Source organism: Streptomyces sp. NPDC047022, assembly GCF_040644155.1.
Lineage (GTDB): Bacteria > Actinomycetota > Actinomycetes > Streptomycetales > Streptomycetaceae > Streptomyces.
Genome location: NZ_JBEYVV010000032.1, coordinates 58,338 through 81,826 on the forward strand (window position 1 = coordinate 58,338; position 23,489 = coordinate 81,826).

23 protein-coding genes and 1 pseudogene are annotated in these 23,489 nt (G+C 71.7%); 14 read left to right on the top strand and 10 right to left on the bottom strand.

The features are described from left to right. The first annotated feature begins 5 nt into the window (after positions 1-5). The 4 genes from ABZ845_RS26135 (at position 6) to ABZ845_RS26150 (ending at position 3,104) form a co-directional block, all read left to right on the top strand. Positions 6-1,097, top strand: coding sequence for an ABC transporter ATP-binding protein (locus ABZ845_RS26135; RefSeq protein WP_360983793.1), 1,092 nt, complete (start codon positions 6-8; stop codon positions 1,095-1,097). Between the two features lie 91 nt (positions 1,098-1,188). Then, complete coding sequence (locus tag ABZ845_RS26140; protein ID WP_360983796.1) at positions 1,189-1,608, top strand: TOBE domain-containing protein; 420 nt, start codon at positions 1,189-1,191, stop codon at positions 1,606-1,608. 177 nt (positions 1,609-1,785) lie between these two features. After that, positions 1,786-2,451: a DedA family protein gene (locus tag ABZ845_RS26145; RefSeq protein ID WP_360983799.1), complete on the top strand. Its 666-nt coding sequence runs from the start codon at positions 1,786-1,788 to the stop codon at positions 2,449-2,451. After that, positions 2,448-3,104: a phosphatase PAP2 family protein gene (locus ABZ845_RS26150; RefSeq protein WP_360983802.1), complete on the top strand. Its 657-nt coding sequence runs from the start codon at positions 2,448-2,450 to the stop codon at positions 3,102-3,104. Before ABZ845_RS26145 ends, ABZ845_RS26150 begins: the two co-directional genes overlap by 4 nt. A 16-nt stretch (positions 3,105-3,120) precedes the next feature. Here ABZ845_RS26150 and ABZ845_RS26155 read toward each other — a convergent pair whose 3' ends face one another. Together ABZ845_RS26155 and ABZ845_RS26160 are read right to left on the bottom strand one after the other, a co-directional pair. Then, on the bottom strand, positions 3,121-4,104 hold the full coding sequence (locus ABZ845_RS26155; protein ID WP_360983805.1) for a lysylphosphatidylglycerol synthase transmembrane domain-containing protein: 984 nt from the start codon (positions 4,102-4,104) through the stop codon (positions 3,121-3,123). Beyond that, positions 4,101-5,615, bottom strand: coding sequence for a hypothetical protein (locus ABZ845_RS26160; RefSeq protein ID WP_360983808.1), 1,515 nt, complete (start codon positions 5,613-5,615; stop codon positions 4,101-4,103). Before ABZ845_RS26160 ends, ABZ845_RS26155 begins: the two co-directional genes overlap by 4 nt. Before the next feature lie 226 nt (positions 5,616-5,841). Here ABZ845_RS26160 and ABZ845_RS26165 point away from each other — a divergent pair, with 226 nt between their 5' ends. The 3 genes and pseudogenes from ABZ845_RS26165 to ABZ845_RS26175 all read left to right on the top strand — a co-directional run bounded on the left by ABZ845_RS26165 (position 5,842) and on the right by ABZ845_RS26175 (position 7,228). Continuing rightward, a complete protein-coding gene (locus ABZ845_RS26165; RefSeq protein WP_360983811.1) occupies positions 5,842-6,237 on the top strand; it encodes a BlaI/MecI/CopY family transcriptional regulator in 396 nt (131 codons plus the stop codon). A gap of 61 nt (positions 6,238-6,298) precedes the next feature. Next, positions 6,299-6,679: pseudogene (locus tag ABZ845_RS26170) on the top strand (RraA family protein); the annotation flags it as partial. Between the two features lie 75 nt (positions 6,680-6,754). Beyond that, the gene (locus ABZ845_RS26175; protein ID WP_360983814.1) at positions 6,755-7,228 is read left to right on the top strand and encodes a DUF5990 family protein; all 474 of its coding nucleotides are present in this window, start codon (positions 6,755-6,757) and stop codon (positions 7,226-7,228) included. A gap of 11 nt (positions 7,229-7,239) precedes the next feature. Here ABZ845_RS26175 and ABZ845_RS26180 read toward each other — a convergent pair whose 3' ends face one another. After that, positions 7,240-8,265, bottom strand: coding sequence for a cation diffusion facilitator family transporter (locus tag ABZ845_RS26180; RefSeq protein WP_360983817.1), 1,026 nt, complete (start codon positions 8,263-8,265; stop codon positions 7,240-7,242). Positions 8,266-8,426: 161 nt separating this feature from the next. Next, positions 8,427-9,809: a hypothetical protein gene (locus ABZ845_RS26185; protein WP_360983820.1), complete on the bottom strand. Its 1,383-nt coding sequence runs from the start codon at positions 9,807-9,809 to the stop codon at positions 8,427-8,429. Positions 9,810-10,018: 209 nt separating this feature from the next. On the opposite strand from ABZ845_RS26185, the gene lpdA reads away from it, so the two are divergent. Further along, positions 10,019-11,419, top strand: a complete 1,401-nt coding sequence (gene lpdA / locus ABZ845_RS26190) for a dihydrolipoyl dehydrogenase (RefSeq protein WP_360983823.1) — start codon at positions 10,019-10,021, stop codon at positions 11,417-11,419. A gap of 139 nt (positions 11,420-11,558) precedes the next feature. Here the strand turns inward: lpdA and ABZ845_RS26195 are convergent, their stop codons facing one another. The 4 genes from ABZ845_RS26195 to ABZ845_RS26210 form a co-directional block, all read right to left on the bottom strand. Next, entirely contained in the window at positions 11,559-11,984 is a 426-nt protein-coding gene (locus tag ABZ845_RS26195; RefSeq protein WP_360983825.1) for a cold shock domain-containing protein, read from the bottom strand. Positions 11,985-12,050: 66 nt separating this feature from the next. After that, positions 12,051-12,410, bottom strand: a complete 360-nt coding sequence (locus ABZ845_RS26200; protein WP_360983872.1) for an IPT/TIG domain-containing protein — start codon at positions 12,408-12,410, stop codon at positions 12,051-12,053. Between the two features lie 54 nt (positions 12,411-12,464). Beyond that, the gene (locus tag ABZ845_RS26205) at positions 12,465-14,582 is read right to left on the bottom strand and encodes a tetratricopeptide repeat protein (RefSeq protein WP_360983828.1); all 2,118 of its coding nucleotides are present in this window, start codon (positions 14,580-14,582) and stop codon (positions 12,465-12,467) included. Further along, on the bottom strand, positions 14,569-15,807 hold the full coding sequence (locus tag ABZ845_RS26210; RefSeq protein ID WP_360983831.1) for a hypothetical protein: 1,239 nt from the start codon (positions 15,805-15,807) through the stop codon (positions 14,569-14,571). Before ABZ845_RS26210 ends, ABZ845_RS26205 begins: the two co-directional genes overlap by 14 nt. A 695-nt stretch (positions 15,808-16,502) precedes the next feature. On the opposite strand from ABZ845_RS26210, the gene ABZ845_RS26215 reads away from it, so the two are divergent. After that, positions 16,503-16,862, top strand: a complete 360-nt coding sequence (locus ABZ845_RS26215) for a transposase (RefSeq protein WP_360983834.1) — start codon at positions 16,503-16,505, stop codon at positions 16,860-16,862. Positions 16,863-17,073: 211 nt separating this feature from the next. Here the strand turns inward: ABZ845_RS26215 and ABZ845_RS26220 are convergent, their stop codons facing one another. Next, positions 17,074-17,463: a MerR family transcriptional regulator gene (locus tag ABZ845_RS26220; protein ID WP_360983837.1), complete on the bottom strand. Its 390-nt coding sequence runs from the start codon at positions 17,461-17,463 to the stop codon at positions 17,074-17,076. Between the two features lie 112 nt (positions 17,464-17,575). On the opposite strand from ABZ845_RS26220, the gene ABZ845_RS26225 reads away from it, so the two are divergent. The 3 genes from ABZ845_RS26225 to ABZ845_RS26235 all read left to right on the top strand — a co-directional run bounded on the left by ABZ845_RS26225 (position 17,576) and on the right by ABZ845_RS26235 (position 20,354). Beyond that, entirely contained in the window at positions 17,576-18,649 is a 1,074-nt protein-coding gene (locus ABZ845_RS26225; RefSeq protein WP_360983839.1) for an alkene reductase, read from the top strand. A 132-nt stretch (positions 18,650-18,781) separates the two neighbouring features. After that, positions 18,782-19,540 carry an SDR family oxidoreductase gene (locus tag ABZ845_RS26230; protein ID WP_360983842.1) on the top strand — a complete coding sequence of 253 codons (759 nt, stop codon included), beginning with the start codon at positions 18,782-18,784 and terminating at the stop codon, positions 19,538-19,540. Positions 19,541-19,619: 79 nt separating this feature from the next. Continuing rightward, on the top strand, positions 19,620-20,354 hold the full coding sequence (locus tag ABZ845_RS26235; RefSeq protein WP_360983845.1) for a sulfite exporter TauE/SafE family protein: 735 nt from the start codon (positions 19,620-19,622) through the stop codon (positions 20,352-20,354). A 291-nt stretch (positions 20,355-20,645) separates the two neighbouring features. Here the strand turns inward: ABZ845_RS26235 and ABZ845_RS26240 are convergent, their stop codons facing one another. Further along, a complete protein-coding gene (locus ABZ845_RS26240) occupies positions 20,646-21,032 on the bottom strand; it encodes a hypothetical protein (protein ID WP_360983848.1) in 387 nt (128 codons plus the stop codon). A 330-nt stretch (positions 21,033-21,362) separates the two neighbouring features. Between ABZ845_RS26240 and ABZ845_RS26245 the strand changes: the two genes are divergently transcribed. Beyond that, positions 21,363-22,841, top strand: a complete 1,479-nt coding sequence (locus tag ABZ845_RS26245; protein WP_360983854.1) for an MFS transporter — start codon at positions 21,363-21,365, stop codon at positions 22,839-22,841. Between the two features lie 37 nt (positions 22,842-22,878). Next, positions 22,879-23,319 carry an SRPBCC family protein gene (locus ABZ845_RS26250; RefSeq protein WP_360983857.1) on the top strand — a complete coding sequence of 147 codons (441 nt, stop codon included), beginning with the start codon at positions 22,879-22,881 and terminating at the stop codon, positions 23,317-23,319. The last annotated feature ends 170 nt before the right edge of the window (positions 23,320-23,489 follow it).

Sequence of the window (23,489 nt, forward strand, 5' to 3'; positions counted from 1 at the left end):
CTGAGATGACCGACATCGACGACACCACGGCCGAGCGCGCACCCGGCGACGCGCGCGGCGAAGGCCTGGACGCGCGCATCGTCGTCGAGCGGGGCTCGTTCCGTCTGGATGTGGCGCTCAAGGCGGCACCCGGAGACGTCATCGCGCTGCTCGGTCCCAACGGCGCCGGGAAGACCACCGCCCTGCGCGCGCTCGCCGGGCTCGTCCCGCTCCGCGGCGGTCATGTGCGGCTCGACGGTGCCACGCTGGACCACACGCCGCCCGAGGCACGCCCCGTGGGCGTCGTCTTCCAGGACTATCTGCTCTTCCCGCATCTGAGCGCGCTCGACAACGTGGCCTTCGGTCCGCGCTGCCGGGGCGCGTCCAGGTCGCGGGCGCGGGAGGTCGCCGCCGCCTGGCTGGAGCGCATGGGCCTCACCGACCACGCCGATGCCAGACCCCGCCGGCTGTCGGGCGGCCAGGCCCAGCGGGTCGCACTCGCCCGCGCTCTTGCGATCCGTCCGCGACTGCTGCTGCTGGACGAGCCGCTCGCCGCGCTCGACGCCCGCACCCGGCTCGAGGTGCGGGCGGGACTGCGGCGCCATCTCGCCGACTTCGAGGCGGTGGCGGTGCTCGTCACCCATGACCCGCTGGACGCGATGGTCCTCGCCGACCGGCTGGTGGTGGTGGAGCACGGCCGGGTCGTCCAGGAGGGCGGCCCCGCCGAGATCGCCCGGCGTCCGCGCACGGACTACATCGCGCGGCTCGTGGGCCTCAACCTGTACCGGGGAACGGCCGAGGGGCACGGCGTCCGGCTCGACGCCGGTCCCTCCGTCATGACCACGGAGGACCTGTCCGGGCCGGTCTTCGTGGCGTTCCCGCCCGGCGCCGTCACGCTGTACAGGGAGCGGCCGAAGGGTTCCAGCGCGCGCAACCTGTGGCGGTGCGAGGTCGCGGGCCTGGAGACGCACGGCGACCAGATCCGCGCCGACCTCACCGGCGACCTGCCCCTCGCGGCGGACGTGACCACGGTCGCGGCGGCCGAACTCGGCCTCCAGCCGGGCGCCATGGTCTGGGCGACGGTCAAGGCGGCGCAGACGCACGCGTATCCGGCCTGACACGCCGTGCGGTCGCGGACCTGAAATCCGCCGCCGTGGGGTCAGCATAGGAGCGGACGCTGCTCCTCCCCCACGTTCCACGAGGCGACCCATGAACTTGAGCATCCGCAACCGGATTCCCGGCACGGTGACGGCCGTCGACACGGGCGAGGTGATGGCTGCCGTCAAGGTCCGCCTGGCCGGAGGACAGGACGTGACCGCGGCGGTCACCATGGAGGCCGTCGAGGAACTGGGTCTGTCACCGGGCGCCTTGGTGCACGCACTGGTCAAGTCCACGGAAGTGGCGCTCGCCACCGAGGCGCTCACGGGCGTCTCCATCCGCAATCAGCTGCCCGGGACCGTCGAGGGGATCGCCACCGGCGGGGCCATGGCGGCGGTCAAGGTCACGGTGGCGGGTGGCGCGCTGACGGCGGTGATCACGAGGAGCGCCGCGGAGGACCTGGCGCTGGCCCCGGGCTCCCCGGTCGTCGCCCTGATCAAGTCGACGGAGATCTCGCTCGCGACCGACTGATCCTGACCGGAGCCTTTCGATACACGGTCGGATCCGGGCGCGTTCACCCGTTCCGGTGATCAGGGGAACGCCGGCCACCCGGCCATCGTCTACATTACAGTAGACGGTCTACAGATTTGTAGTCACCTCCGGGCGTCACCCCGCCGCGCCCGGCCCCGCTCGGAAGGGCTCGCGCCGATGGCCACATCCATGTCACTGGGAGCACAGCTCGCGGTGAACGTCCTGGACGCCCAGTCCCTGCTCGCCGCCTTCGGCGTGCTGGGCGTGGGCGTCGTGATGTTCGCCGAGACGGGCCTGCTCATCGGCTTCTTCCTGCCCGGGGACACCCTGCTCTTCACCGCGGGCCTGCTGTGCTCGGGCTCGGGCCAGCAGGGGGTGAAGCTGTCGCTGCTCCCGCTGCTGATCTGCGCGGCGGTGGGCGCGCTGGCCGGGGCGCAGTGCGGCTATCTGATCGGGCGCAAGGCGGGCGGCACGCTGCTCGCCCGCAGCCGCTCGGCCCGGCTCAAGGAAGGCGCGCGGCGCGCCGAGGAGCTGCTGGAGCGATACGGACACGCGAAGGCGATCGTGCTCGCCCGCTTCGTCCCCGTCGTGCGCACGGTGCTCAACCCGATGGCCGGCGCGCTGAGCGTGCCCGTGCGGACCTTCACCGTCTGGCAGGTGGCCGGCGGCCTCGTGTGGAGCCTCGGCATCACCCTCGGCGGATACGCGCTGGGCTCCTCGGTGCCGAACGTCGACAAGTACCTGCTGCCGATCATCGCGCTGATCGTCGCGATCTCACTGATCCCGTTCGCGCTGGAGCTGCTGCGCTCGCGCAGGGCCGCGAAGGACGGTGTCCGCGGATGACGCTCTCCTTCGACGGCGCACGTGTCGACGGCTGGGCCTACACGGACGTGGTGGGCCTGGCCCACCGGTCCCCCGCCTGGCTGGACTCCTTGATCTCCGCCTGGTCGTCGTACGGCCTCGGGCTGTTCGCGGTGCTGATGACGATCGGCTGGTGGCGGGCGCGCCGCAGGGGATCCGGGCCCGCACTGGTCGCCCTGGCGGTCCCGCCGCTGGTCGTGCTCGCGTACGCGGTGAACTGCGGGCTGAAGCTGCTGGTCCGTGAGGACCGCCCGTGCCAGAGCCTGCACGTCGTCACGCTGGAGGCGTGCCCGGCCCCTGGCGACTGGTCGTTCCCCAGTAACCACGCGGCGATAGCCGCGGCGGCCGCGGTCGCCCTGTTCTTCGTCTCGCGACGGATCGGATACGTCGGGCTGGCGGCGGCCGGTGCGATGGCGGCCGCCCGGGTCTGGGTGGGCGCCCACTACCCGCACGATGTGGTGGCGGGGTTCGTCGTCGGTGCCCTTGTCGCGTCCGTCGCGATGATCCCGCTGAGCCGTGGCCCGAACGCCCTGGGCCGGCGGCTGGAGGCCACGCGGCTGCGTCCCCTGCTCTCGGCGCCCGGGTCCGAAACCGGTCGCTCGAGCCCCGCGGAACGGGTGGGCACCCCCGCATAGCCCTGCCGGGCGGGCCTCACAGTGCCTTTCGCCGCACCAGCAGGCCCAGCGTCACCAGACCGGGGACGAGCGGCAGCCACACCGTCAGCAGCCGGTAGCCGAGCACCACGGACGCAGCCGCCGCGGTGGGAGCGCCGGCGAGTACGAGCGCGAGGGCGAGGGCGGCGTCCAGGGAGCCGATGCCGCCGGGCGTGGGCAGCAGGACGGCCGCGCTGCTCGCCACGAGGTACGCCAGGGCCACCCGCCCCGGCGGCAGCGGCAGGCCCAGCGACCGGGTGACCGCGATCACCACCAGGGAGTGCAGCAGGGCGAAGGCGAGGGATCCGCCCCACAGTGCCACCGCACGGCCGGGGAGCCTGTGCACGGCCCGTACGTCGGCCAGGACCGTCCGCACCGCGCGCCGCAGCGGTCGGCACAGCGGGACGGCCAAGGCCCCGGTCACCAGGAGCGCCGCCGCCACCGCGAGCGCGGAGCCGGGCGGCAGGCGCAGCAGTCCCGGACCGCCCAGCGCGAGCAGCGCGATCAGCGCGCCGCGGGACAGGGCCCCGGCGGTGGCCTTGACCGCGAGGGCGGTCGCCGAGCGGGGCACCGTCAGTCCGCAGCGGGTCAGGAAGCGAAGGTTGACGGCACCGGCGCCGGCGCCCGCGGGCAGCAGATGGTTGGCGGCGGACGCGGCGAACTGCGCGGCCACCAGCCGTCCTGAGGGCAGCGGCTCGGGCACCGCTCCCTGCTGGGCGACCGCCGAGACGGCCCAGGTGGATGTGGCGGCCATCGCGCCGAGCAGCAGCCAGCCCGGGTCCGCCTGCTCGAGCCGGGCGGCACCGGTCGCGATGACCGGCCAGTGCTGCCGGGCGAGCAGCCCCGCGCACACGAGCACGGCGAGGCCGACCACCACGTGCCAGGGGATCCGTCTGCGCGCGGCCACCCGCCCGGGAGCCGGACCCGCCGCCACGCCCCGTGCCGACCGCGCCTCCGCCTCCTTGGTGGCCGGAGGGGTCATCCGTGCCCTTTCCCGGCCCCTGCGGGAGCGACTCGGATGCGGACGTCCCCGAAGGGGTGGGTACGCCAGCCGCGCGCGTACGACGGCGGGCGGCCCGTGGGGGTGTCCAGGTAGGCGACGGGGATGAGCCGTGCTGTCCGCGTGATGGCGGCCGGGGTGCTGTTGGCATTGCTGCCGCTGGTCGCGGCCGAGGAGCAGCCGGCGTAGAAGGCGATCGGCACGGCCTCGTTGCCGGCCAGCAGACAAGGTGGCCGCACCCCGAGCCGGCGGAGTTCGGTGGCAGTGCGGGACCAGGCGCGATGGTCGGCGGCGGTCCGCTCGGCGGTGGCGTGGAGCACCGCGAACTGCACGGCCAGATGGCCCGCGAGGCCGGCGGCCGCGACCGCCGCGGCGACGGGCCGCCACCGGCCGTACGGTCCCGTGACCAGATGGAGCAGTGCCGAGGCGACGGGGATCGCGAGCAGGGCGTAGGCGGGCAGCAGGAAGCGGGGAGCCGCGTACCCGATCATGAACAGGTACGGGAACGCCGCCGTCGCCGCGCAGGCCAGCGGCACCAGGGTGTCGCTCGGGCGTGCCGGGCGGCGGGCCTGGAGGGCGACGGCCACCGCCAGCAGGGTGAGCAGGGGAAGCACGAACCACCAGACGGTGATCGCCGGGTTGGGCAGAGGGCCGGTGCAGGGGCGGCACAGGGTGCGTCCGGCGAGGCTGCGCAGCTGGTCGCCGATGGCGAAGTGCCAGCCCAGGCCGCCCTGGATCTTGGAGCCGTCGGACAGTCGCCGCAGGAGTCCCCCGTAGCTGTGGAACGCCTCGGCGATCCACTCGGCGGCTCCGGCCAGCAGCCCGCCGACGAGCGCCGCCAGCAGCGACAGCCGGCGCCAGCCGCGCACGAAGAGCAGCAGGAAGAGCAGCGGTGCCGTGGCCCAGACGGCGTCGGTGGGCCGCATCCCCGTCATCAGCGCCGCGCTCACGGCGACGCCCGCGAGGGCCCGCCGGTCCGCGCCGTCCTCGTGGACGCGCAGGAAGCAGCCGGTGCAGGCGAGGGCGCCGACCGCGACCCAGTAGTTGGGCATGACCTGAGGGCCGTAGAACAGGGTGACCCACAGCCCCGCGAAGAGCGTGCCGCCGAGGGCGACGCACCGGGCGGGAAAGAGCCCGCGCCAGGCGCGCAGGGCGAGGAACAGCGCCACGCCGGACAGTGCCGCGAGATAGCCCCTGAGCAGCGCGGTGGAGGAGGACCAGGAGGCGATGGGGGCGACCAGCAGGGAGATGCCCCGGGCACGCGGCGCGCTGAAGTAGGACGCGGGGGCGTGGGCGCTGACCTGGCTGACGTACACCGTCTCGTCCCAGCCGAGGCCCATGTGCGGCCCTACGAGGAGCAGTTGGGCGACAGTGAAGGCGCAGGCGACGAGAACCGTCAGGCCCTGGCCAGGGTCACGCCACGAGGTACCGGCCACCGACAGACCGTCGAGCCGGTGGCCCCCGGCGAGGGTGGTGTTCGAGCTGTAGGCCATGCCCCTCCCTCGTCCCCTGCGAAACCGGTGAAACGATGAAGCCGTGAAACGGAAAAACAGGGACAAGTTAACGCGAGCGTCCCGGCCATGCAGGCCGTGACCGGCGGTCACCCGGAAACCCGCGAGCCCGGTTGCGCCGACCGGGTGAACGGGCCGAGCCCGAGGCGCCGTCCGGCCCGTCTCACCCCCCGCGGCCCCGCCCCCTACGCGCTGTAAGGTTGCGGGCATGGCTGGCACAGGCGCCCAGGGCAGGGCGGAACGGCGCAGCGCCGGTGAACTGGAGAGCGAGGTTCTGGCGACGCTGTGGGCCACTCCGCGGTCGCTCACTCCGGCCGAGATCCAGGCCGAGATCAGCGGCGGTCTCGCCTACAACACCGTGCACACCATCCTCAAACGCCTCTACGACAAGGGGCTTGTCCTGCGCGACACGGAGGGCCGGCGCGGTGCGTACCGGCCGGCGAAGAACGCGGCCGAGCTGACCGCCGAGGCCATGCACGAGGCCCTCGACCGCGGCCCCGACCCGATCGCCACGCTCCAGCACTTCGTCTTCGGACTCAGCCCCGAGCAGGAACAGACACTGCGCGACCTCCTCCGCGAGGGCCTGCGGCCCGACCTGCCCTGAGGTCCTTCGGCCGGATCAGACCGGATCAGGCCCGGCTCGCGAGGTCTGGCACCGCGCCCTGAACGTGTGCGCCGTCGCCCAGCGCCGGGGCGTCGTCGCGTTCGTGGCCGACGCGCTCATCCGCGACCTCGCGGAGGTCCGGGAGCTGGGTTTCCCCGTCTTCGCCCGGGGCGTCGTCCCCATCCCCGGCGCCAAGAACGCCGTGGCGCCGCTCAATGTGACGGTGCGGTGCGGCGGCGTGGACGTGAGCGCCGGTGACATCGTGGTGGCCGACGAGGAGGGCGTGGTCGCGGTGCCCGCCGCGCGCGCCGAGGAGACCCTCGCCGCCGCCCGGAAGCAGCTCGCCAAGGAGGCGGAGGAAACCCTCGACCTGTGGGAGAGGGCCCACCGGGCCAGGATCGACGCGTTTCTCGCGAAGAACGGCTTCGACGACCGGACGTGAACCGGGCTCCACCCGCCGGTGGAGCAACGCGTGAATCCCCCGCACTCCGGCCGCGGTGTCCCCGATGATGGGGGCATGCGCATCCGCATCGACGCCGTGGATCTGCCGGGCCGGACCTGCTCCCCCGGTGTCACCGCCGACGGCGGCATCCGGGAGTACACCGGCATCCATGTCGCCGTACCGCGCCGCGGCCGTCCGGACGAACTTCTCGACCCGCAGCCCGGTGACGCCGCCTCGGCCACCTGGACCGTCCCCTGCACCGCCGTGACCTCGCCCGACGGCACCGATGTGAAGGGGCCGTACGTCCAGGGACGCCCCGGCGAACGGTTCATCTACCTGTCATGGGGCACGGTCGACGAGTCCCGCGCCTTCACGATGTTCCGGCGCGCCAAGCTCATGCTCGGCGCGGTACCCGCCGAGGTGCTCGACGACGCCGTGCGCGGCGGCCTGCTGGTCGGGCGGCTCGGGCTGACCGGTGCACGTGGCGAGCCGCTGTGCGCGCGTGTCGTTCCCCCGGCGATCCGGTGGAGCGCCGGGGGAACGGGCTGAGACGCGCGGTATCAGTGCTCGTGCGGTCCGGGCCGGTGGACGGGGCCATGAGCTTCGTCGCAGTGCTCGGCCTGCTCCGCCGGGGGCGCGCTGATGCGAAGCAGTCCGTCGGCGCCCAGGTCCTCGCCGAGATGGTCGACCTGGAGCGTGGCGTGGCTGATGCCGTGCGCCTCGCGCAGCAGCCGCTGAAGCCCTCGGCGCACCGCGTGGCAGTCGCCGCCCGGCTCGACCAGTACATGGGCGGAGAGCGCGGGCTGCCCGGAGGTGATGGTCCACACATGCAGATCGTGGATCTCCACGACGGACTGCTGTGCGGCGAGTTCGTCCCCGATGGTGTCGGGGTCGAGGCCGGCCGGGGCGGCTTCGAGGAAGATCCGGCCGGAGTCGCGGACGAGCCCGGATCCGGCCTTGAACATCAAGGCGACCACGACGAGCGTCGCGATGGCGTCGGCGCGCGCGAAGCCCGTCATGACGACGACGAGCGCGGCGATCGCGGTGCCGATGAAGGCGAACAGGTCGTTGAGGATGTGCTGGTAGGCGCCCTCGACGTTCAGCGATGTGCGGTTGGCCCGGGAGATGCACCAGGCGGCTGCCACGTTGACGACGATGCCGACCAGCGCCGTGGCCAGCATCAGCCCACCCTCGACCGCGGGCGGGCTGATCAGCCGTCGCACGGCCTCGAACGCCAGCCAGGCGCCCAGCAGGAGCAGGGTGAGGCCGTTGGCCTGGGCGGAGAGGATCTCCGCGCGTTTGAGGCCGTAGGTGAAGCCGCCGCGGGCGGGACGGGCCGCGAGGCGCATCGCGACGAGGGCGAGCACGATCGAGGCAGCGTCGGTCAGCATGTGCGCTGCGTCCGAGATGAGGGCCAGCGACTGCGCGATGACACCGGCGGTCACCTCGGCCGCCATGAACACGGTGATCAGGGCGAGCGCGCACGCCAGCCAGCGGCGGTCCGCGTCGGCCGTCACCCCGTGTGAGTGGCCGGCGTGCCCGGCTGGGCCGTGCTCATGCCCGTGGTCGTGGCTGTGGGTGCTCATGCGGGTTTCGCCCTCCCCCTCGTGACGGATGCCTCGACCGCAGTGAAACCCATGGATGAGCCGATCGGCAAAGGCTGCATCGGTGACCGTTGTCATCTCCGGTAACAGGCCTCTGACCTGCGCGGCTCATCCCGGGCCTGCCACCGGTCACAGGAGCGCGGTCACGCCATCCAGCCGTGGCCGCCGCCGCTGTGGAACAGGGCCATGACCGCGGTGGTCACGACGAGGCCCTGGGTGAGGCGGCGCCCCTGCTGGAACATGGCCGCCAGTGCCCAGGCGAAGGCCGCGTACCAGGGCATCGACCACGGCGCCGTCAGGATCCAAGCGAAGGCGAGCGCGAACGGCACGGCACCGGCGGCCGGGGTGTCGGCCGGGACACGGCGGCGCAGCACCGAAGCGAGCGCGAGCATCAGAAGGGGCCACAGCAGGCCGATGAGCGCCGAGGCGGCGCCGTGCCCGAGCAGCGCGGTGGCGTACCGCTCGAACACCGCCCATGCGGAGGGCCTGGAGACCTGGTGGGAGGCCGCGGAGAGCGGGGCGAGCGCGTGCGTGCCGTAGAAGCCGTAGAGGAGCACCAGGGTCAGCGCCGCCGCGGCCGCCTGCAGGGCGGCGCGCAGCCAGGCGCCGGAGCGCAGCAGCGGCCAGGCCAGTCCGGCGCCGAGCAGAGCGGCACTGATCTTGACGCCGCAGGCGAGGCCGACCAGTGCCCCGGCCAGCAGATCGTGGTGCCAGACGGTCCGTACGGTCCGTCCGGTGGTGCGGGTGGCGATGCGGGCCGCGCAGACCGCCAGACACGCGACGAGGGTGTCCAGATGTCCGCCGGCGACCATCAGGCCGATCAGCAGCGGGTTGGCGCTCCACAGCAGCGCGGCCCGTAGGGGATCGTCGGCGGTGCGTATCAGCAGGTACCCGGTGCCCAGGAACACGGCCGCGTTGGCGAGCATCAGGACCCAGATGGTCAGCCACGGCCGGTCGGCGCCGACGTACGCCGCGGCCGCCTGCCACCACGTCGCGACCGGCCCGTACACCGATGGCGCGTCCCGCCACGCGGCGCCCACCAGGTCTGCGTAGGTGCCACCCAGGTGAGCGGGGCTCGTCAGATAGGGATCGCCGCCGAGTGCGGCGATCCGGCCGTAGGCGGCGTAACTGGCGGTGTCGGAGGATCCGACCGGGGTGAGATTGGCGATGACGATCGTCGCGACGGCACCCGCGCCGAAGATCCGCCGGGGGTCGGGGCTCCAGCCCTCCTGGTGTGCCGAGAGCAGACGGAGCGTGCCCAGACACGCGAGCGCTATGGCCGTCAGGGTGGCCGTCACGGAGAGGACGCCGGGCAAGTGAGGCAGATGAAGCCAGCCCGTCGACGCCTTGAGCGTGTTGTTGTTGGGGGCGCACGCGCCGACCAGCGCGAACAGGGCGACGCCCGCCCCGGACATCCACAGGCCCAGGTGCGGGCCGGACCGCGCGGCAGCCGCCCACGACCGTGGGGGAATGGTCCGGATATCGTCCTCAGAGCGCGGGGCCCACGCGTTGTCGTCGGTCGTCAAGGTCACTGTTCGCCCCGGGCTGTCGCTGTTTCGGCCTGCCGGGCGTCACGCTACCCCGCGCCGAGCGGCCCGTGGAGCGGCCGGGATCCCTCAGCCGTGCACCGCCACCACGTGCCCGCCGAGGTTACCCCGAAGGTGTTGCGCGCGCGTTCACGTCCGTTCGATGACGGTTGCGCACGGGGCCCGGGTCAGGCGAGGATCAGTCCTTTGTGAGCCAACATTTCGATGTCCTTGTTCTGGGAGCGGGCCCCGGCGGCTACACGGCGGCGGTCCGCAGCGCGCAACTCGGTCTGTCCACCGCGGTCGTCGAGGAGCGGTACTGGGGCGGTGTGTGCCTCAATGTGGGCTGTATCCCCTCCAAGGCGCTCCTGCGCAACGCGGAGTTGGTGCAGTTCGTCACCAACGAGGCCAAGGCGTACGGGATCAGCGTGGGCGATGACGTCTCCGCGGACTACGGGGTCGCCTACCAGCGCAGCCGCAAGGTCGCCGACGGCCGGGTCAAGGGCGTCCACTATCTGATGAAGAAGAACGCCATCACCCAGTTCGAGGGGCGTGGCACCTTCACCGACGACCACAGCCTGACGGTGACCTACCCGGACGGCCGCACCGAGGCGGTGACCTTCGGGCACTGCATCATCGCGGCCGGCGCCACCCCCCGGCTTCTGCCGGGCACCGCCCTGTCGGACCGCGTGGTCACCTACGAGAGCCAGATCCTCAGCGAGGCGCTGCCGGGCAGCATCGTCATCGCGGGCGCCGGCGCGATCGGTGTGGAGTTCGCCTATGTGCTGCGCAGCTACGGCGTCGAGGTGACCATCGTCGAGTTCCTGGACCGCATGGTCCCGCTGGAGGACGAGGAGATCTCCAGGGAACTCGCGAAGCACTACCGCAAGCTGGGCATCGAGGTTCTCACGGGCACCGCCGTGGAGGCCATCGACGATTCGGGCCCGCGGGTCCGCGTCACCGTCAACAAGGGCGGCGAACGCCGCACCCTGGAGACCGACAAGGTGCTCCAGGCCATCGGCTTCGCCCCGAACGTCCAGGGCTACGGCCTGGAGAACACCTCGGTCCGCCTCACCGAGCGCGGCGCCATCGACGTCGACGGACGCTGCCGCACCAACGTGCCGCACATCTTCGCGATCGGGGATGTCACCGCCAAGCTGATGCTGGCGCACGCCGCCGAGTCCATGGGCGTCGTGGCCGCCGAGACAATCGCCGGCGCGGAGACCATGGAGCTGGACTACACCATGATCCCGCGGGCCACCTACTGCCAGCCGCAGGTGGCCAGCTTCGGCTGGACGGAGGCTCAGGCGCGCGAGCGGGGCTTCGACGTACAGGTGGTGAAGTTCCCCTTCACCGCCAACGGCAAGGCCCATGGCCTGGGACACCCCGTCGGCTTTGTGAAGATCATCAGCGATGGCACCCACGGCGAGCTGCTCGGCGCCCACCTCATCGGCCCCGAGGTCACCGAGCTCCTGCCGGAGCTGACGCTCGCCCAGCAGTGGGACCTGACCGTCCACGAGGTCGCCCGCAACGTCCACGCGCACCCCACGCTCGGCGAGGCGGTCAAGGAGGCCATCCACGGCCTGGCCGGGCACATGATCAACATGTAGGCCGCACGGTTCCCGTACCGCACGGGCACGGAACGCGCGGACGGGCGGCGACACCCGACGCCGCCCGCCTGTCACTCGTCCGTCACCCGCGCCCGCCCGGCTCCGTCCGACGGGACCGCGAGCCGGCGGGCGCCCGGTGTCAGCCCTCGACCCATCCTCGCTTCTTGGCGAACTGCAGCAACTCGCCCCGGACCTGGACGATCTGAGCGCCCGTCAGCGTGGGCACGGCCGCAAGGAGGAGCTCCGTCACATCCGTGGTGAACTCCTCGGGCCGCAGCACGTCGCACAGTTCGTCGTCATGGGCGGACTGCCGGGGCAGACCCGCCGTCGCTCCCGAAGACACCATGGTGGCGCCGACGGCGGTCCCGGCCAGCCGGACGGACGACGCCTTCGGCCCCCGCTCGCCCTCCACGACCTCGAACTCGACGAGCGTGCCCGTGCGGATGTACGCCTCGGGGATCACCATGTCGTTCGCGTGGAGAAACACATCCTCACCGCCCTCGTCGGGCGAGATGAACCCATAACCCCTGGCACCGTCGTAGCGGATCACTCGTCCGACAGCCACTGCAGAACCCCCAAAAAACACCTCGGACCCCGTGTCCGAATCATCACCAAGCCGCAGAGTCTACTCTCACCCTGATCGGCGCAGTGCCTTCAGGTGCGCGGGACCCCTCAGGTGTAGGTGTAGCCGCCCTGCAGGGTGGCCGTTCCGGCGAGTGTGGTGACGGTGACGCCGGCCGGACGCCACGGAAACCACCCCCGTACGGGTGGCGGGCGGCACGGTGACGGTCAGCTGGTTGTCGGACACCACGGCGGGGATCGCCCGGGCCGTGCCGAAGAGCACCTGCGTTGCCGTACTGAGCTCCTGGCCTTGCAGAGTGATGGTGTTCCGGCCTGCCACCGGCCCGGCGCCGGGGGTGATGGAGTCGATGAAGCCGTTCGGGTAGTAGAAGAACGGTTTGGGGTTGCTCGTGCCGCCCGCGGTGGTGATGGTGACCTGGGCGGTGCCGCTGCCGGGCGGGGAGGCCTATGCGGGTCCGGTGCGTCACGGGGCGTGCGGGCGGTCGCGCAGTGCGGTGAGCGCGGCGGTGATCTCCGAGTCCTCCGGGTCGAGCACCGCTGCCAGTTCCAGATCGGCGAGGGCCTCCGGCCGTCGGCCGGTCTCCCCGTACAGGAAGGCACGGTTGTAGCGCAGTGCGGCATCCTTCGGGGCGAGTTCGACCGCGCGGCACAGGTCCTCGAGGGCGTCCTGCGGGCGCCCCGCGTCGTAGCGGACGCCTGCCCGGCCGGACAGGGCGCTCACCAGGTCCGGGTCGGCGGCCACCGCGCGGTCGTAGGCGGCTTCCGCTTCGCCGAGTTCACCGTCCTCGGCGAGCGCCTGTCCGACGGCCGCGTGGAGATGCGCGTTTCCGGGCTCGAGCCGCAGACCGGTCCGGGCGTCGGCGAGCGCCTCGGCCGGGTTGCCCGATTCGAGGTGGATGCCGGCGCGGTTGATGTACGCGTCGACGAACTCCGGGTCCTGCTCGATGACATAGCTGAAGTCGGCGAGCGCCCCCTCCACATCGCCCTCGCTCAGCCGCAGGTCGCCGCGGTTGTAGTAGATCTCCGGGAAGGGCGGTGACAGGCGTATGGCCCGGGCGTAGTCGGCCAGTGCCTCCTCGGTGCGACCCTGCCGGCGCAGCAGGTTGCCGCGTTCGAGGTAGTGCTCCGCGTGGTTGGGGTCCTGCTCGATGACGACCGCGTAGTCGGCCAGCGCGTCGTCGAGCCTGCCCAGACCCGAGTACACGCGGGCGCGGTTGTTCTTGAGCACGGAACGGTGCAGACGGTGTTCGTCGGGTGTGAGCTTGAGGTCGAGGTCGTCGATGCACTCGGTGACCAGTCGCAGTGCCTCCTGGGGATCGCCGAGGTTGACCTCCACGAGGGCGCGGCCGTTCTTGTAGAAGGCGCTCTGGAACGCCTGCTCCACCCGGCCCGGAAGCAGGGAGGCTGTGGCGATGGCGCCGTTGAGGAGCGCCTTGGCCTTCTTCTCGTCGCGGTCGGCGGGGTCGTTGTGGCGGGTGTAGAGCATGGCGGTGGAGTAGGCGCAGGCCATGTGCACCACCGGGTCGGTGGACAGCAGTCGTGCTTCGTCGTAGACCGCCTCGGCCTCCTTGGTCCGGCCGAGGATGGACAGGGCGAGGCCGAGCTGTACGGCGAACCTCCACCAGGGCCCGGTGGCCGCCCGGCCGTCCACCAGGGCCAGGCCCCGGTGGCCGTAGTCGACGACCGCCGTGTAGAAGCCGTTGACGAGGCAGTGGTCCGAGGCGGCCCACAGCGCGGCCACGGCCTCGGTCTCCGGGTCGCTGCCACGCTCCAGGTGGTACGGGAGCGCGCCGAGGGTGAGCGTGAACTCTTCCCTCTCGCGTATCTGCGCGGCCCGCCGGTCGTGGAGGGCGCGGCGGTCGGCGGCGGGCGAAGCCTCGTAGGCGGCGCGCGCGGCCTCGCCGCCGGGGCCGTCGAGCAGGCCGTCCGCGGCGACCCAGAGCCAGGCGGGTTCTCCCGGACCGGCCGTCGGCGCGGCGTCGCCCTCCCGCACGGGTACCGCGGTGGTGTGACTGTCGAGCACGGCGGTCAGCACACCGTCGGGGTCCGGGGCGTTCGCGCCGCACAGGACGACGGTCAGTGTGCCCGGGTCGACGCGGCGCACCAGCGTGGCGAGGAACTCCTCGTCGGTGACCTCGGCGTGCTCGGCGTTCTCCACCACCAGGCACCAGGGTCCGTCATGGCCGAGGACGGGCAGCGCGTCTCGGACGAACTCCACCAGGCCGTTGGATATACGACGGGTACGCAGTCGGGCGTAGTAGCGGGTGCGCTCGGCGGGCAGCGCCATGGAGGTCAGCGTCGCACGCGAGTTGGGCATGATGTCCGCCAGCTCCGGTGCCGCTGAGAGGAGTTCGATGTCGTGGCGGCGTACCAGCTCCGGATCGCGCGCCAGGACGCCGGGGACCAGGGCCCGTACGACGGTGCCTGCCGCGGTGTAGGGCCCCCGCAGTCTGCGGTGCGCGTCGACCGGGGGCAGGAGCCGGGGCGGCAGGGAGCAGGCGTCCAGGGTGGCGGCCCGGTCGTGGCGGGTCCCGCCGTGGAGCCTGCGGTGGCCGGGGGCGGCGGAGTCAGCCTGCTGCATGTGCGGTTTCCTTTGCGGTCGGGGCGGAGGTGCGGGTGCGGCGCCGCCAGGCGCGGTACGCCAGGTAGCCGGCGAAGACCGGCTCCCAGAAGTTGAGGACGAGGAACGTCAGCACGTCGGCGAGGTTGAGCGGGGAGAGGTCCGTGCCCAGCTTGTGGACGGCCAGCTCGGTCAGGCGCACGCCGGTGGGTATCGCGGCCGTCAGCAGGGTCACCGTGAGGAAGACATAACCGGCCGCCATCAGCCACGAGTACCAGCGCGCGACCTCGCGGTCACGTTCGTGCCAGGTGCTCTCGTCCACGAGGCGCTCGGGCCTGCGCAGCAGGCGCATCAGCCGGTTGCGCAGCATCTGGCGGGCCGTGGTCTGCAGGTCGTTGCAGCCGAGTACGGTGATGGCGAGGTAGTACAGGTCGGTGCGCAGGAAGAAGTAGAACTGCCACACCAGCCGGAGTACGACCGCGAAGGCCATCGACAGCAGCAGCCGGTACACCACGCCCGGTGCACCGGTCGAGCCGCGCAGGGCTGCGGCGACGAGGGTCAGACCGCTGATGACCAGGACATCGCAGATCATCCCGGCGAGCATCGGCAGATAGCGCTTGCGGCGGGGTACCGCGACCAGTCCGTCGAGGGCGGTCACGAAGACCACATAGTAGAAGCGGCGGCTGATCGACAGCGTGGAGTTGAGGCCGAGCCGGCGGCCCGCGAGGGCGTGGGCGCTCTCGTGCAGCAGGATCCACGGCACCTGGCCGAGGACGATGCCGAGGGTGAGCAGCACCAGCGACCGGTGGGTGAAGAACAGGTTCTGGTACTGCGGGGCCAGTTCGGGGCGGCGGACCATGGCGGCGACGGCGGCGAGCACGATCAGGCCGTAGAGCCCCCAGGCCACGGGCGAGTAGACGGCGGCGCCTAGCCGCTGCCAGCGCACCGGGCCCGCGGGCGCTGCCACCTCCTCGCCGTCCTTGGCCAACAGGTCCAGCTCTTCCAGGACTTCGAGGAACTCACCGATGTCCACCTGCTCGCCGTACTGCTCGGTGTACCAGTGTGCCGCGGCGTTCGGCGATACGCCGGACTCCAGACGGCGCAGCAGCTCGGCGCCGTCTGGCGGGAAAAGGCCGTAGGAGTCGATGTCGGCGCGGCCGACGGTGACTTCTTCGCCCTCCTCCAGATACGTGAGCGGATGCAGCCGTACGGGTTCGTCGAGATTCCGGGACGGCGGTGTCGTCACTGCCTCACCTCACTGGTTGGCGACCGGTATACGGTGCGCGCCGGACCGAGGGGCCCGGCGCGCACCAGCCTGGGATCAGGCGTTGGCGCCGCAGCAGTACGCGGACGCGGCGGCGGAGGTAAGGCGGACGGTCCCGGCCTTGCGCACGGCGATCTTCTTCATGGGGATCTCCTTCTCTGCGAAGTGGTGCACACCGCCGCCGGGGTTCCGGACGGCGTACCCGAAAAACTCGGGTGCTCATGGGAGAAGACGAGAAATGACGCCTGAATAACACAGACGTTTCCGTACGAGAATTTCGCTCGTGTACAACTTGAAAGACCGCGATAATGAACCGGCAACACGCCTTCTGATCGTCCGGAAGGCATCTTCGGAACAGCCTTGTCACGGCATCGCGATTCCCGCCCTCCAAATCGACGCTCGACAGATTTACATCCTGCGGACAGGCATGTCAACGGCCCCGACAAGGGCACCGCATCGCACCGTCGAGCACTCCTCGCACCCTATAGACAAGGGGAATTGAACGTTCAGTCATGGCCTCCGCGGATGGTGGACAACCCCACTTGGGCAGGCCATAGTCAGCGCGTCGAACGCAGCTTCGGGCGGGACCGCATGAATCTCCGTCTCATGTGGTTATGCCGCTGAGGCATTAGAGCTGGCGCACGGAATGGGGAAACCGGGCGCGGAATGAGGGGGCCATGGAATACGAGCTGGCTCGACGGCTGGTACCGGACGAGATGTGGAGCGTGGTCGAACCACTGCTGCCCGGTTTCACGGGACGCCGGCAGGGCGGGGGTACGGCACCGCTGAACGAACGGCGGACCTTCACCGCGGTCGTCTACGTCCTCGCCTCCGGCTGCACCTGGCGGCAGTTACCGCCCTGGTTCGCCGTCTCGGCGGCCACAGCACACCGCCGGTTCATCGCCTGGACGCGGTCGTCCCTGTGGGACCGCCTGGAAGAGGCCGCCGCCGGACATCCCGACGAGCCGTGGATCCACGACATCGCGACCGCGGCCCACGCGAGACGTGCCTCGCGGGCGGATCCCCGGGGCTCGTAAGACCCACCACGTGAGATGCCCGTAATGACCGACATGACGGGCCATACGACCGAGGCAGCGCACCGCCCGGTTCACCCCGCACGCGACGCCGGAACGCCGGGGGCCGCGCGCACGGTCACCAACCGTGACCGTGAGGGGCGCGACAGAGCGTGATCCACGCGGTCCGGCGGGCGCGTATGTCGCGCCTCCTGTGGGGAACCACCGTGCGTGTTCAGCGCCTTGGGCTCGTGTCCGCCGGGGTGCGCAGGCCCTCGCGGTGGGCCCGGGCCGTGACCATCAGGCCGTCCAACGCGTCCCGGGTCCGCACGAGTTCGTCGATGTACTCGGAGAGCCGGTCGCGCTCCTGCGCCATCCGCTCAAGAGCCGCGTCGGAGTTGCCCTCGCTGGGCGTGTCGACGCACGGCAGAAGCTCGGAAATCGTGCGACTGGACAGACCCGCTGTGTACAGGCGCTGGAGGAACCGCACCCGCTCCACCTCGGCATCCGTGTAATGCCGCTGCCCACTGGCGCTACGGCTGCTGGTCAGCAGCCCCTGCTCCTCGTAGTAGCGCAGCGACCGGACGCTGACGTCGGTACGCGCCGCAAGCTCGCCGATCCGCACCACTGCCTCCTTCGGTGAACCACGCCACACCGCTTGCCTCTGACATCAGTGTCAGGTTTTAGCGTAGCGCCGTGCCCGGCATTCAGGCACTCGATCCACCAAGGAGCCCGACGTGACGACGTTGTTCAGCAGCTACCGACTCGGCGACCTGACCCTGCCCAACCGGATGGTGATGGCCCCGATGACCCGTGTCAGGGCCGCCGCCGGCGGCCTTGCCACACCGTCCATGGCGACGTACTACGCACAGCGCGCGACGGCCGGACTGATCGTGTCCGAGGGCGTGCAGCCCAGCCTCGTCGGGCAGTCCAACCCGGGCACGCCCGGACTGCACACCGAGGAGCAGGCCGCCTCATGGCGCGCCGTGACGGACGCCGTGCACAGCAGCGGCGGACGGATCTTCGCCCAGATCATGCACGGCGGCCGGGTCTCGCACCCCGACACGACCGGCCACCAGCCCGTCGGCCCCTCGGCGATCGCCGCAGTGGGCGACGTCTTCACCCCGACCGGCCCGCAGCCCGCGCCGGTACCCCGCGCGCTGGACACCGCCGAGGTGCCCGAGCACGTCCAGGCGTACGGCGCGGCGGCCCGCCGCGCGATCGACGCGGGCTTCGACGGAGTCGAACTCCACGGCGCCAACGGCTACTTGATCTCCCAGTTCCTGTCCTCCAACGCCAACTTGCGCACGGACGGCTACGGCGGCACGATCGCGGGCCGGATCCGGTTCGCCGTGGAGGCCGTGGAGGCGACCGCGGACGCGGTCGGGGCGGCCAGGACGGGCATCCGCCTCTCCCCGGGCGGTGGCTTCTGGGGCGTCGAGGAGAGCGACGCACTCGCCCTCAACACCGCCCTGCTGACGGAGCTGTCCCGCCTCGGACTCGCTTACGTCCATGTGGAAGCGACCACGGACGAGGAGGTGCTCACGGGTCTGCGCCGCGTCTGGCCCGGGACCCTGGTGGTCAATCCCGTCCTCCCGATGGGCCCCAAGCAGACCGGCCGCGACGAGGCCGACCACTGGCTGGGCCTGGGCGCCGATCTGATCAGCTTCGGCCGCGGCTTCCTGGCCAACCCCGACCTCGTCGAACGTCTGCGCATCGGCCTGCCGATCGCTCCCGTCGACGAGGCCACGTACTACCAGGGCGGCGACGCCGGCTACCTCACCTATCCGGCCTATCAGCACACGGCCTGACGGGGACGGCGCCCAGCGCGGCGGGCGTGAGCGTGACATCGTCGGGCAGCGGATGGACGGTCAGCGTCCGCCCCCACCGAGTGCCCGCCCCGCGGGCACTCACCGCCCTGACTGTGCGGCAGACTGACGGCCATGGATCTGCGACTGAAGGACCGGGTGTACGTCATCACCGGAGGCACGCGCGGGCTCGGCCTGGCCACCGCGCGCGCTCTCGTCGCCGACGAGGCGAAGGTGGTGGTCAGCGGCCGTTCGGAGGAGTCCGTCGCGAAGGCCACCGCCGAGCTGGGCCCGAACGCGGCAGGGGTGGCCGCCGACAACGCCGACCCGTCGGCCGCCGCCCGCCTGGTGGCCGCCGCCCGGGAGCGGTTCGGCCGCCTCGACGGCGTCCTGATCAGCGTGGGTGGCCCGCCGCCCGGTACGGCCGCCTCCACCACCGACGAGCAGTGGCGGGCCGCCTTCGACTCCGTCTTCCTCGGCGCGGTCCGGCTGGCCCGCACCGCGGCTGCCGAGCTGGGCGAGGGCGGCGTGATCGGCTTCGTCCTCTCCGGTTCGGTGCACGAGCCGATCCCCGGCCTGACCATCTCCAACGGGCTGCGTCCGGGACTCGCCGGGTTCGCCAAGTCCCTCTCCAACGAGGTCGGCCCGCGCGGGGTGCGGGTGGTGGGCCTGCTCCCGGGCCGTATCGCCACCGACCGCATGACCGAACTCGACGCGGCCTCCGGCGACCCCGATGCCTCCCGCGCCCGCAACACCGCCACCATCCCGCTCGGCCGCTACGGCGACCCGGACGAGTTCGGGCGCACGGCGGCGTTCCTGCTCTCGCCGGCCGCGTCGTATGTGACCGGGGTGATGGTGCCGGTGGACGGTGGGGCGTATCACGGCGTCGCGTGAGGCTCCGACGAGCGGCCGGCGGCGTGCGCACGGGCGGCAAGGAAGACGTAGATCATCTCGGCTGACGGGGGAGCCTGTTGTGACGAATGCGGGGTCGGCGGAACTGCTGCTGGGCGGCATAGTCCTGGTGGGCGCCTCGGTGCAGTGGCTCACCGGTATGGGTTTCGCGCTCATCGCGGTTCCCGCGCTCGTTCTGGTAATCGGTCCCGCCCAGGGCGTGGTGCTCGCGAATTGCGCGGCCGGAGCCATCAGCATTGCCGGACTCGCGACAGGGTGGCGGCGGGTACGAATCGGCGCCATGGCCCCCCTGGTCATCGCCGCCGCGTGCACGGTGCCCGCGGGCTCATGGGTGGCCGCCCGGCTTCCAGAACCCGTACTGCTGGCCGGTGTCGGAATTCTGGTGACGGTGGCCGTGGCCATCGTCATGGGAGGCGTACGCATATCCGCGCTGACCGGGACGAGGGGCGCCGTGGCTGCGGGCGCCGTAGGCGGATTCATGAATTCCGCTGCCGGTGTCGGCGGGCCTCCGTATTCGCTGTACGCGGTGAATGCGGGGTGGACCGTCCGCGAGTTCGTGCCCAATGCACAGTTCTACGGAATCATGGTGAACGTCTTCTCGGTGGCCGCCAACGGTGCGCCGCGGCTGAGCGGGACGGCCTGGGGGGCGGCCCTGGCCGGGATGGTGGCGGGCGCCCTCATCGGCAGAGTGTTCGCATCGAGGATCCCGGAGCAGTGGATACGGCGGCTCATCCTCGCCCTGGCCCTGACCGGCGGTCTGACCGCGCTGGTCAAGGGGCTGCAGGGGATGGGATGAACACACCCGGCCCACTGCCCCGCGTGGACGTCGGCGGACCCGCCGCCGCCTGCGCCTGCGTCGGGCCCGTCCGGAGCACACCGGCCGGGATCATGTGCGCGCGCCCATCCGCTGGGGGCCGGCTGTAAGTCACCGCACTGGCCACCCGCTCCTCACTGATGGACCCCACCCGCGCGAAGCAGACCCTCGGCTGAAAGCCGACCGGGCCAAGCCTGCTGGAGGAACTGCGCACCGGTTCGTACGCCATGTCCTCGGCCTCCGACGCCGGCCTCCTGCTGCACGGGAGTCAGGTCAGCCCTGCCGGCCCTGCCCCTGGCCCGGCATGCCGCAACCGCCGCCCGGCATGCCTGAGGGAGCGCCACTCGGCTTGCCGGTGGGGGCACCGGGCGGCATGCCCGAAGGCGCGCCGGCAGGCGGGGAAGGCATGCCCGACGGAGCTCCGCTCGGCATGCCCGACGGGACGCCGGACGGCATGCCGGAGGGGGCGCCGGACGGCGGTCGGCACGCCTGCTGTCCGGAGGCACCCTTGCCCGAGGAGCCCGGGGACTTCGAGGAACTCGATGAGCCGGAGGAGTCCGAGGTCTTCGAGGACGAGGAGTCACCGGAGCCGCATGCGCTCAGCAGCAGGGGGGACAGCGCCAGCAGGACGACGGCGGGGACGAGACGTGCACGCTTCATGAAACAACTCCGCGAATGACGGTGAGTCCTGACTCGTGCACTCAACCAGCGGCTCTTGAGACGTGCCTGGGGCAGCACTGTCAGCTTGCTGTCAATGAAGGCCGACCGAGGCGAGGACGAGAAGATCGGGGAGCGCGTGCCATGCCTCGGCTCCCCGAGGCCATGCCTCGGGGAGCCGACATGATCCGGAAAGCACTGCCGAAGAGGTCCTGACAACGGCGTTGGGCTGTACTCGGCGGCTCCTGGCGGGCGAGTGCGGACAGGAATGGACAGGTCCCGGCCTCTGTCCAGCCTGGAAAGTGGACAGTGGCCCACACGACTCTGTGCGGCATGTACCTCAGACGCGCACAGACAGGCCCGGCGTCGGCCGCCCCTCGACCGGGTGCCGTGCTCGCGGCGCTCGCCGCGGGCCAGTTCATCATCATGGTCGCCACGTCGATCGTGAACGTGGCGCTGCCGCACATCCGCTCCGGGGTGGGCCTGTCGGACAGCGGCACCACCTGGGTGGTCAACGCCTACAGCCTGGCGTTCGGGGCGCTGCTGCTGGCGGGAGGGCGGGCTGCCGACCTGCTCGGCCGCCGCCGGACGCTGATCGCCGGTCTCGCCCTGTTCGCCGGTTCCTCGCTGGCGGCAGGGCTCGCCGCCTCCTCCAGCGTGCTGATCACCGCCCGAGCCGTCCAGGGTCTCGGCGCCGCCGCCATCGCCCCGGCCGCGCTTGCCCTGGCCATGGAACTGTTCCCCTCCGGCGCCGGACGGGGCAGGGCGCTGGGGGTGTGGGGCGCGGTCTCCGGCGCGGGAGGGGCGGCCGGCGTCCTGCTGGGGGGTGTCCTCACACAGGCGTGGGGCTGGTCCTGGATCTTCTACTCCGTCGCCCTCGGGACCGTACTGGTGCTGGCCGCCGTGGCGCGCCTCGTGCCACGGACGGCCGGCCGGAAGTCCGGGCGGTTCGACCTGCTGGGCACCGCCACCGTCAGCCTTGCCCTGACCTGCCTGGTCTGGGGGCTGACCACCGCACGCGACGCAGGCTGGACCGACACCCGTGTGCTGGGCTCCCTCGTCGGCGCCGTCGTGCTGCTCGCGGCCTTCGTCGTGATCGAGCGTCGCCGGCCGAACGCGCTGATACCGCCCCGCCTGTTCACCACCGGACGGGTCGCCACGGGCAACCTGCTGATGGCGCTGATGGGGTCCGTATGGATCGCCCTGTTCGTCTTCCTGTCGCTCTACCAGCAGCAGGTCCTGGGAATGTCTGCCCTGGCCACAGGTCTGGGTCAACTTCCCTTCGCCATGACCAACATGCTCGGCGCCACGCTGGCACCGCGGATCTCCCGGCGGATCGGCGCCGGGGCGACCGTGACCGCGGCACTGTTCACCGAGGCCGGCGGAATGCTGTGGCTGTCCCGGATCAGCGCCCACGGCAGCTACCTCACCGATCTCCTCGGCCCCATGAGCCTCATCGGCCTGGGCCTGAGCATCGGCTTCGTCCAGATGACCGCCCTGTCCGTCGAGGGCGTTCCCACGCAGGACGCCGGGCTGGCCGGCGGGCTGGTCAACACCACCCGCCAGGTCGGCGGTGTGATCGGCCTTGCCGCTCTGGCCACCCTGGCCGGCTCCGTCACCGCCCACGCGTCCGCCCGCCGGCCCCACCTCGAAGCCGTCGCCGCCGGCTACCGCGCAGCCTTCGGCGCCTCCGCCGCGATCCTCGCGGTCAGCGCGATCGTCGCGCTGCTCCTCACCCGCGGGGCCGGACACCGACCGACCTCGACCGCCAACGGCCGCCCGGCTTCCCAGCCGCAGACCTCCGACATCTGACGAATCCCCGGCCCGAGAGAAAGAAGAGAAAGCACCCATGATCACCATCGACGAGAACGCCCCCGTCGTCGTCCGTCTGAGCACCGAGATCGACGCCCCGATCGCGACGGTCTGGGAGCTGCACACCGACATCGCGGCCTGGCCCACCTGGAACACGGACGTCGAACAGGCCGAACTCGACGGGCCGCTGATGCCCGGCAACTCCTTCAGCTGGCGGACCCACGGCCTGGAGATCACGTCCACCGTACGCGAACTGGTCCCCGGCGAACGCATCGTGTGGGGCGGCCCTGCCGGCGGCATCGACGGCATCCACGTATGGACGTTCGAGCAGAGCGAAGGCCGCGTCGTCGTCCACACCGAGGAGTCCTGGAGCGGCGCTCCGGTCGAGGCAGCCGTCGACGACCTCGGCAAGGCCCTCCACGCCTCCCTGGAGAACTGGCTCGGATGCCTCAAGGCCCGTGCCGAACGACTCGCCTGACACCACACCACATTCACTCGGAGAAGAGATCCTCACCATGACCGCTGAGAAGAAGCCGTACCTGACCGGCCACTACACCCCCGTCGCCGACGAGATCACCGCCACCGAACTCACCGTCGAGGGCACCCTGCCCTCCGAGCTGACCGGCCGCCTGCTGCGCAACGGCCACA

Coding starts and splice junctions, on each gene's coding strand:
- ABZ845_RS26135 (WP_360983793.1), top strand. CDS start 6: ATGACCGACATCGACGACACCACGGCCGAGCGCGCACCCGGCGACGCG.
- ABZ845_RS26140 (WP_360983796.1), top strand. CDS start 1,189: ATGAACTTGAGCATCCGCAACCGGATTCCCGGCACGGTGACGGCCGTC.
- ABZ845_RS26145 (WP_360983799.1), top strand. CDS start 1,786: ATGGCCACATCCATGTCACTGGGAGCACAGCTCGCGGTGAACGTCCTG.
- ABZ845_RS26150 (WP_360983802.1), top strand. CDS start 2,448: ATGACGCTCTCCTTCGACGGCGCACGTGTCGACGGCTGGGCCTACACG.
- ABZ845_RS26155 (WP_360983805.1), bottom strand. CDS start 4,104: ATGACCCCTCCGGCCACCAAGGAGGCGGAGGCGCGGTCGGCACGGGGC.
- ABZ845_RS26160 (WP_360983808.1), bottom strand. CDS start 5,615: ATGGCCTACAGCTCGAACACCACCCTCGCCGGGGGCCACCGGCTCGAC.
- ABZ845_RS26165 (WP_360983811.1), top strand. CDS start 5,842: ATGGCTGGCACAGGCGCCCAGGGCAGGGCGGAACGGCGCAGCGCCGGT.
- ABZ845_RS26175 (WP_360983814.1), top strand. CDS start 6,755: ATGCGCATCCGCATCGACGCCGTGGATCTGCCGGGCCGGACCTGCTCC.
- ABZ845_RS26180 (WP_360983817.1), bottom strand. CDS start 8,265: ATGAGCACCCACAGCCACGACCACGGGCATGAGCACGGCCCAGCCGGG.
- ABZ845_RS26205 (WP_360983828.1), bottom strand. CDS start 14,582: ATGCAGCAGGCTGACTCCGCCGCCCCCGGCCACCGCAGGCTCCACGGC.
- ABZ845_RS26215 (WP_360983834.1), top strand. CDS start 16,503: ATGGAATACGAGCTGGCTCGACGGCTGGTACCGGACGAGATGTGGAGC.
- ABZ845_RS26230 (WP_360983842.1), top strand. CDS start 18,782: ATGGATCTGCGACTGAAGGACCGGGTGTACGTCATCACCGGAGGCACG.
- ABZ845_RS26240 (WP_360983848.1), bottom strand. CDS start 21,032: ATGAAGCGTGCACGTCTCGTCCCCGCCGTCGTCCTGCTGGCGCTGTCC.
- ABZ845_RS26245 (WP_360983854.1), top strand. CDS start 21,363: ATGTACCTCAGACGCGCACAGACAGGCCCGGCGTCGGCCGCCCCTCGA.
- ABZ845_RS26250 (WP_360983857.1), top strand. CDS start 22,879: ATGATCACCATCGACGAGAACGCCCCCGTCGTCGTCCGTCTGAGCACC.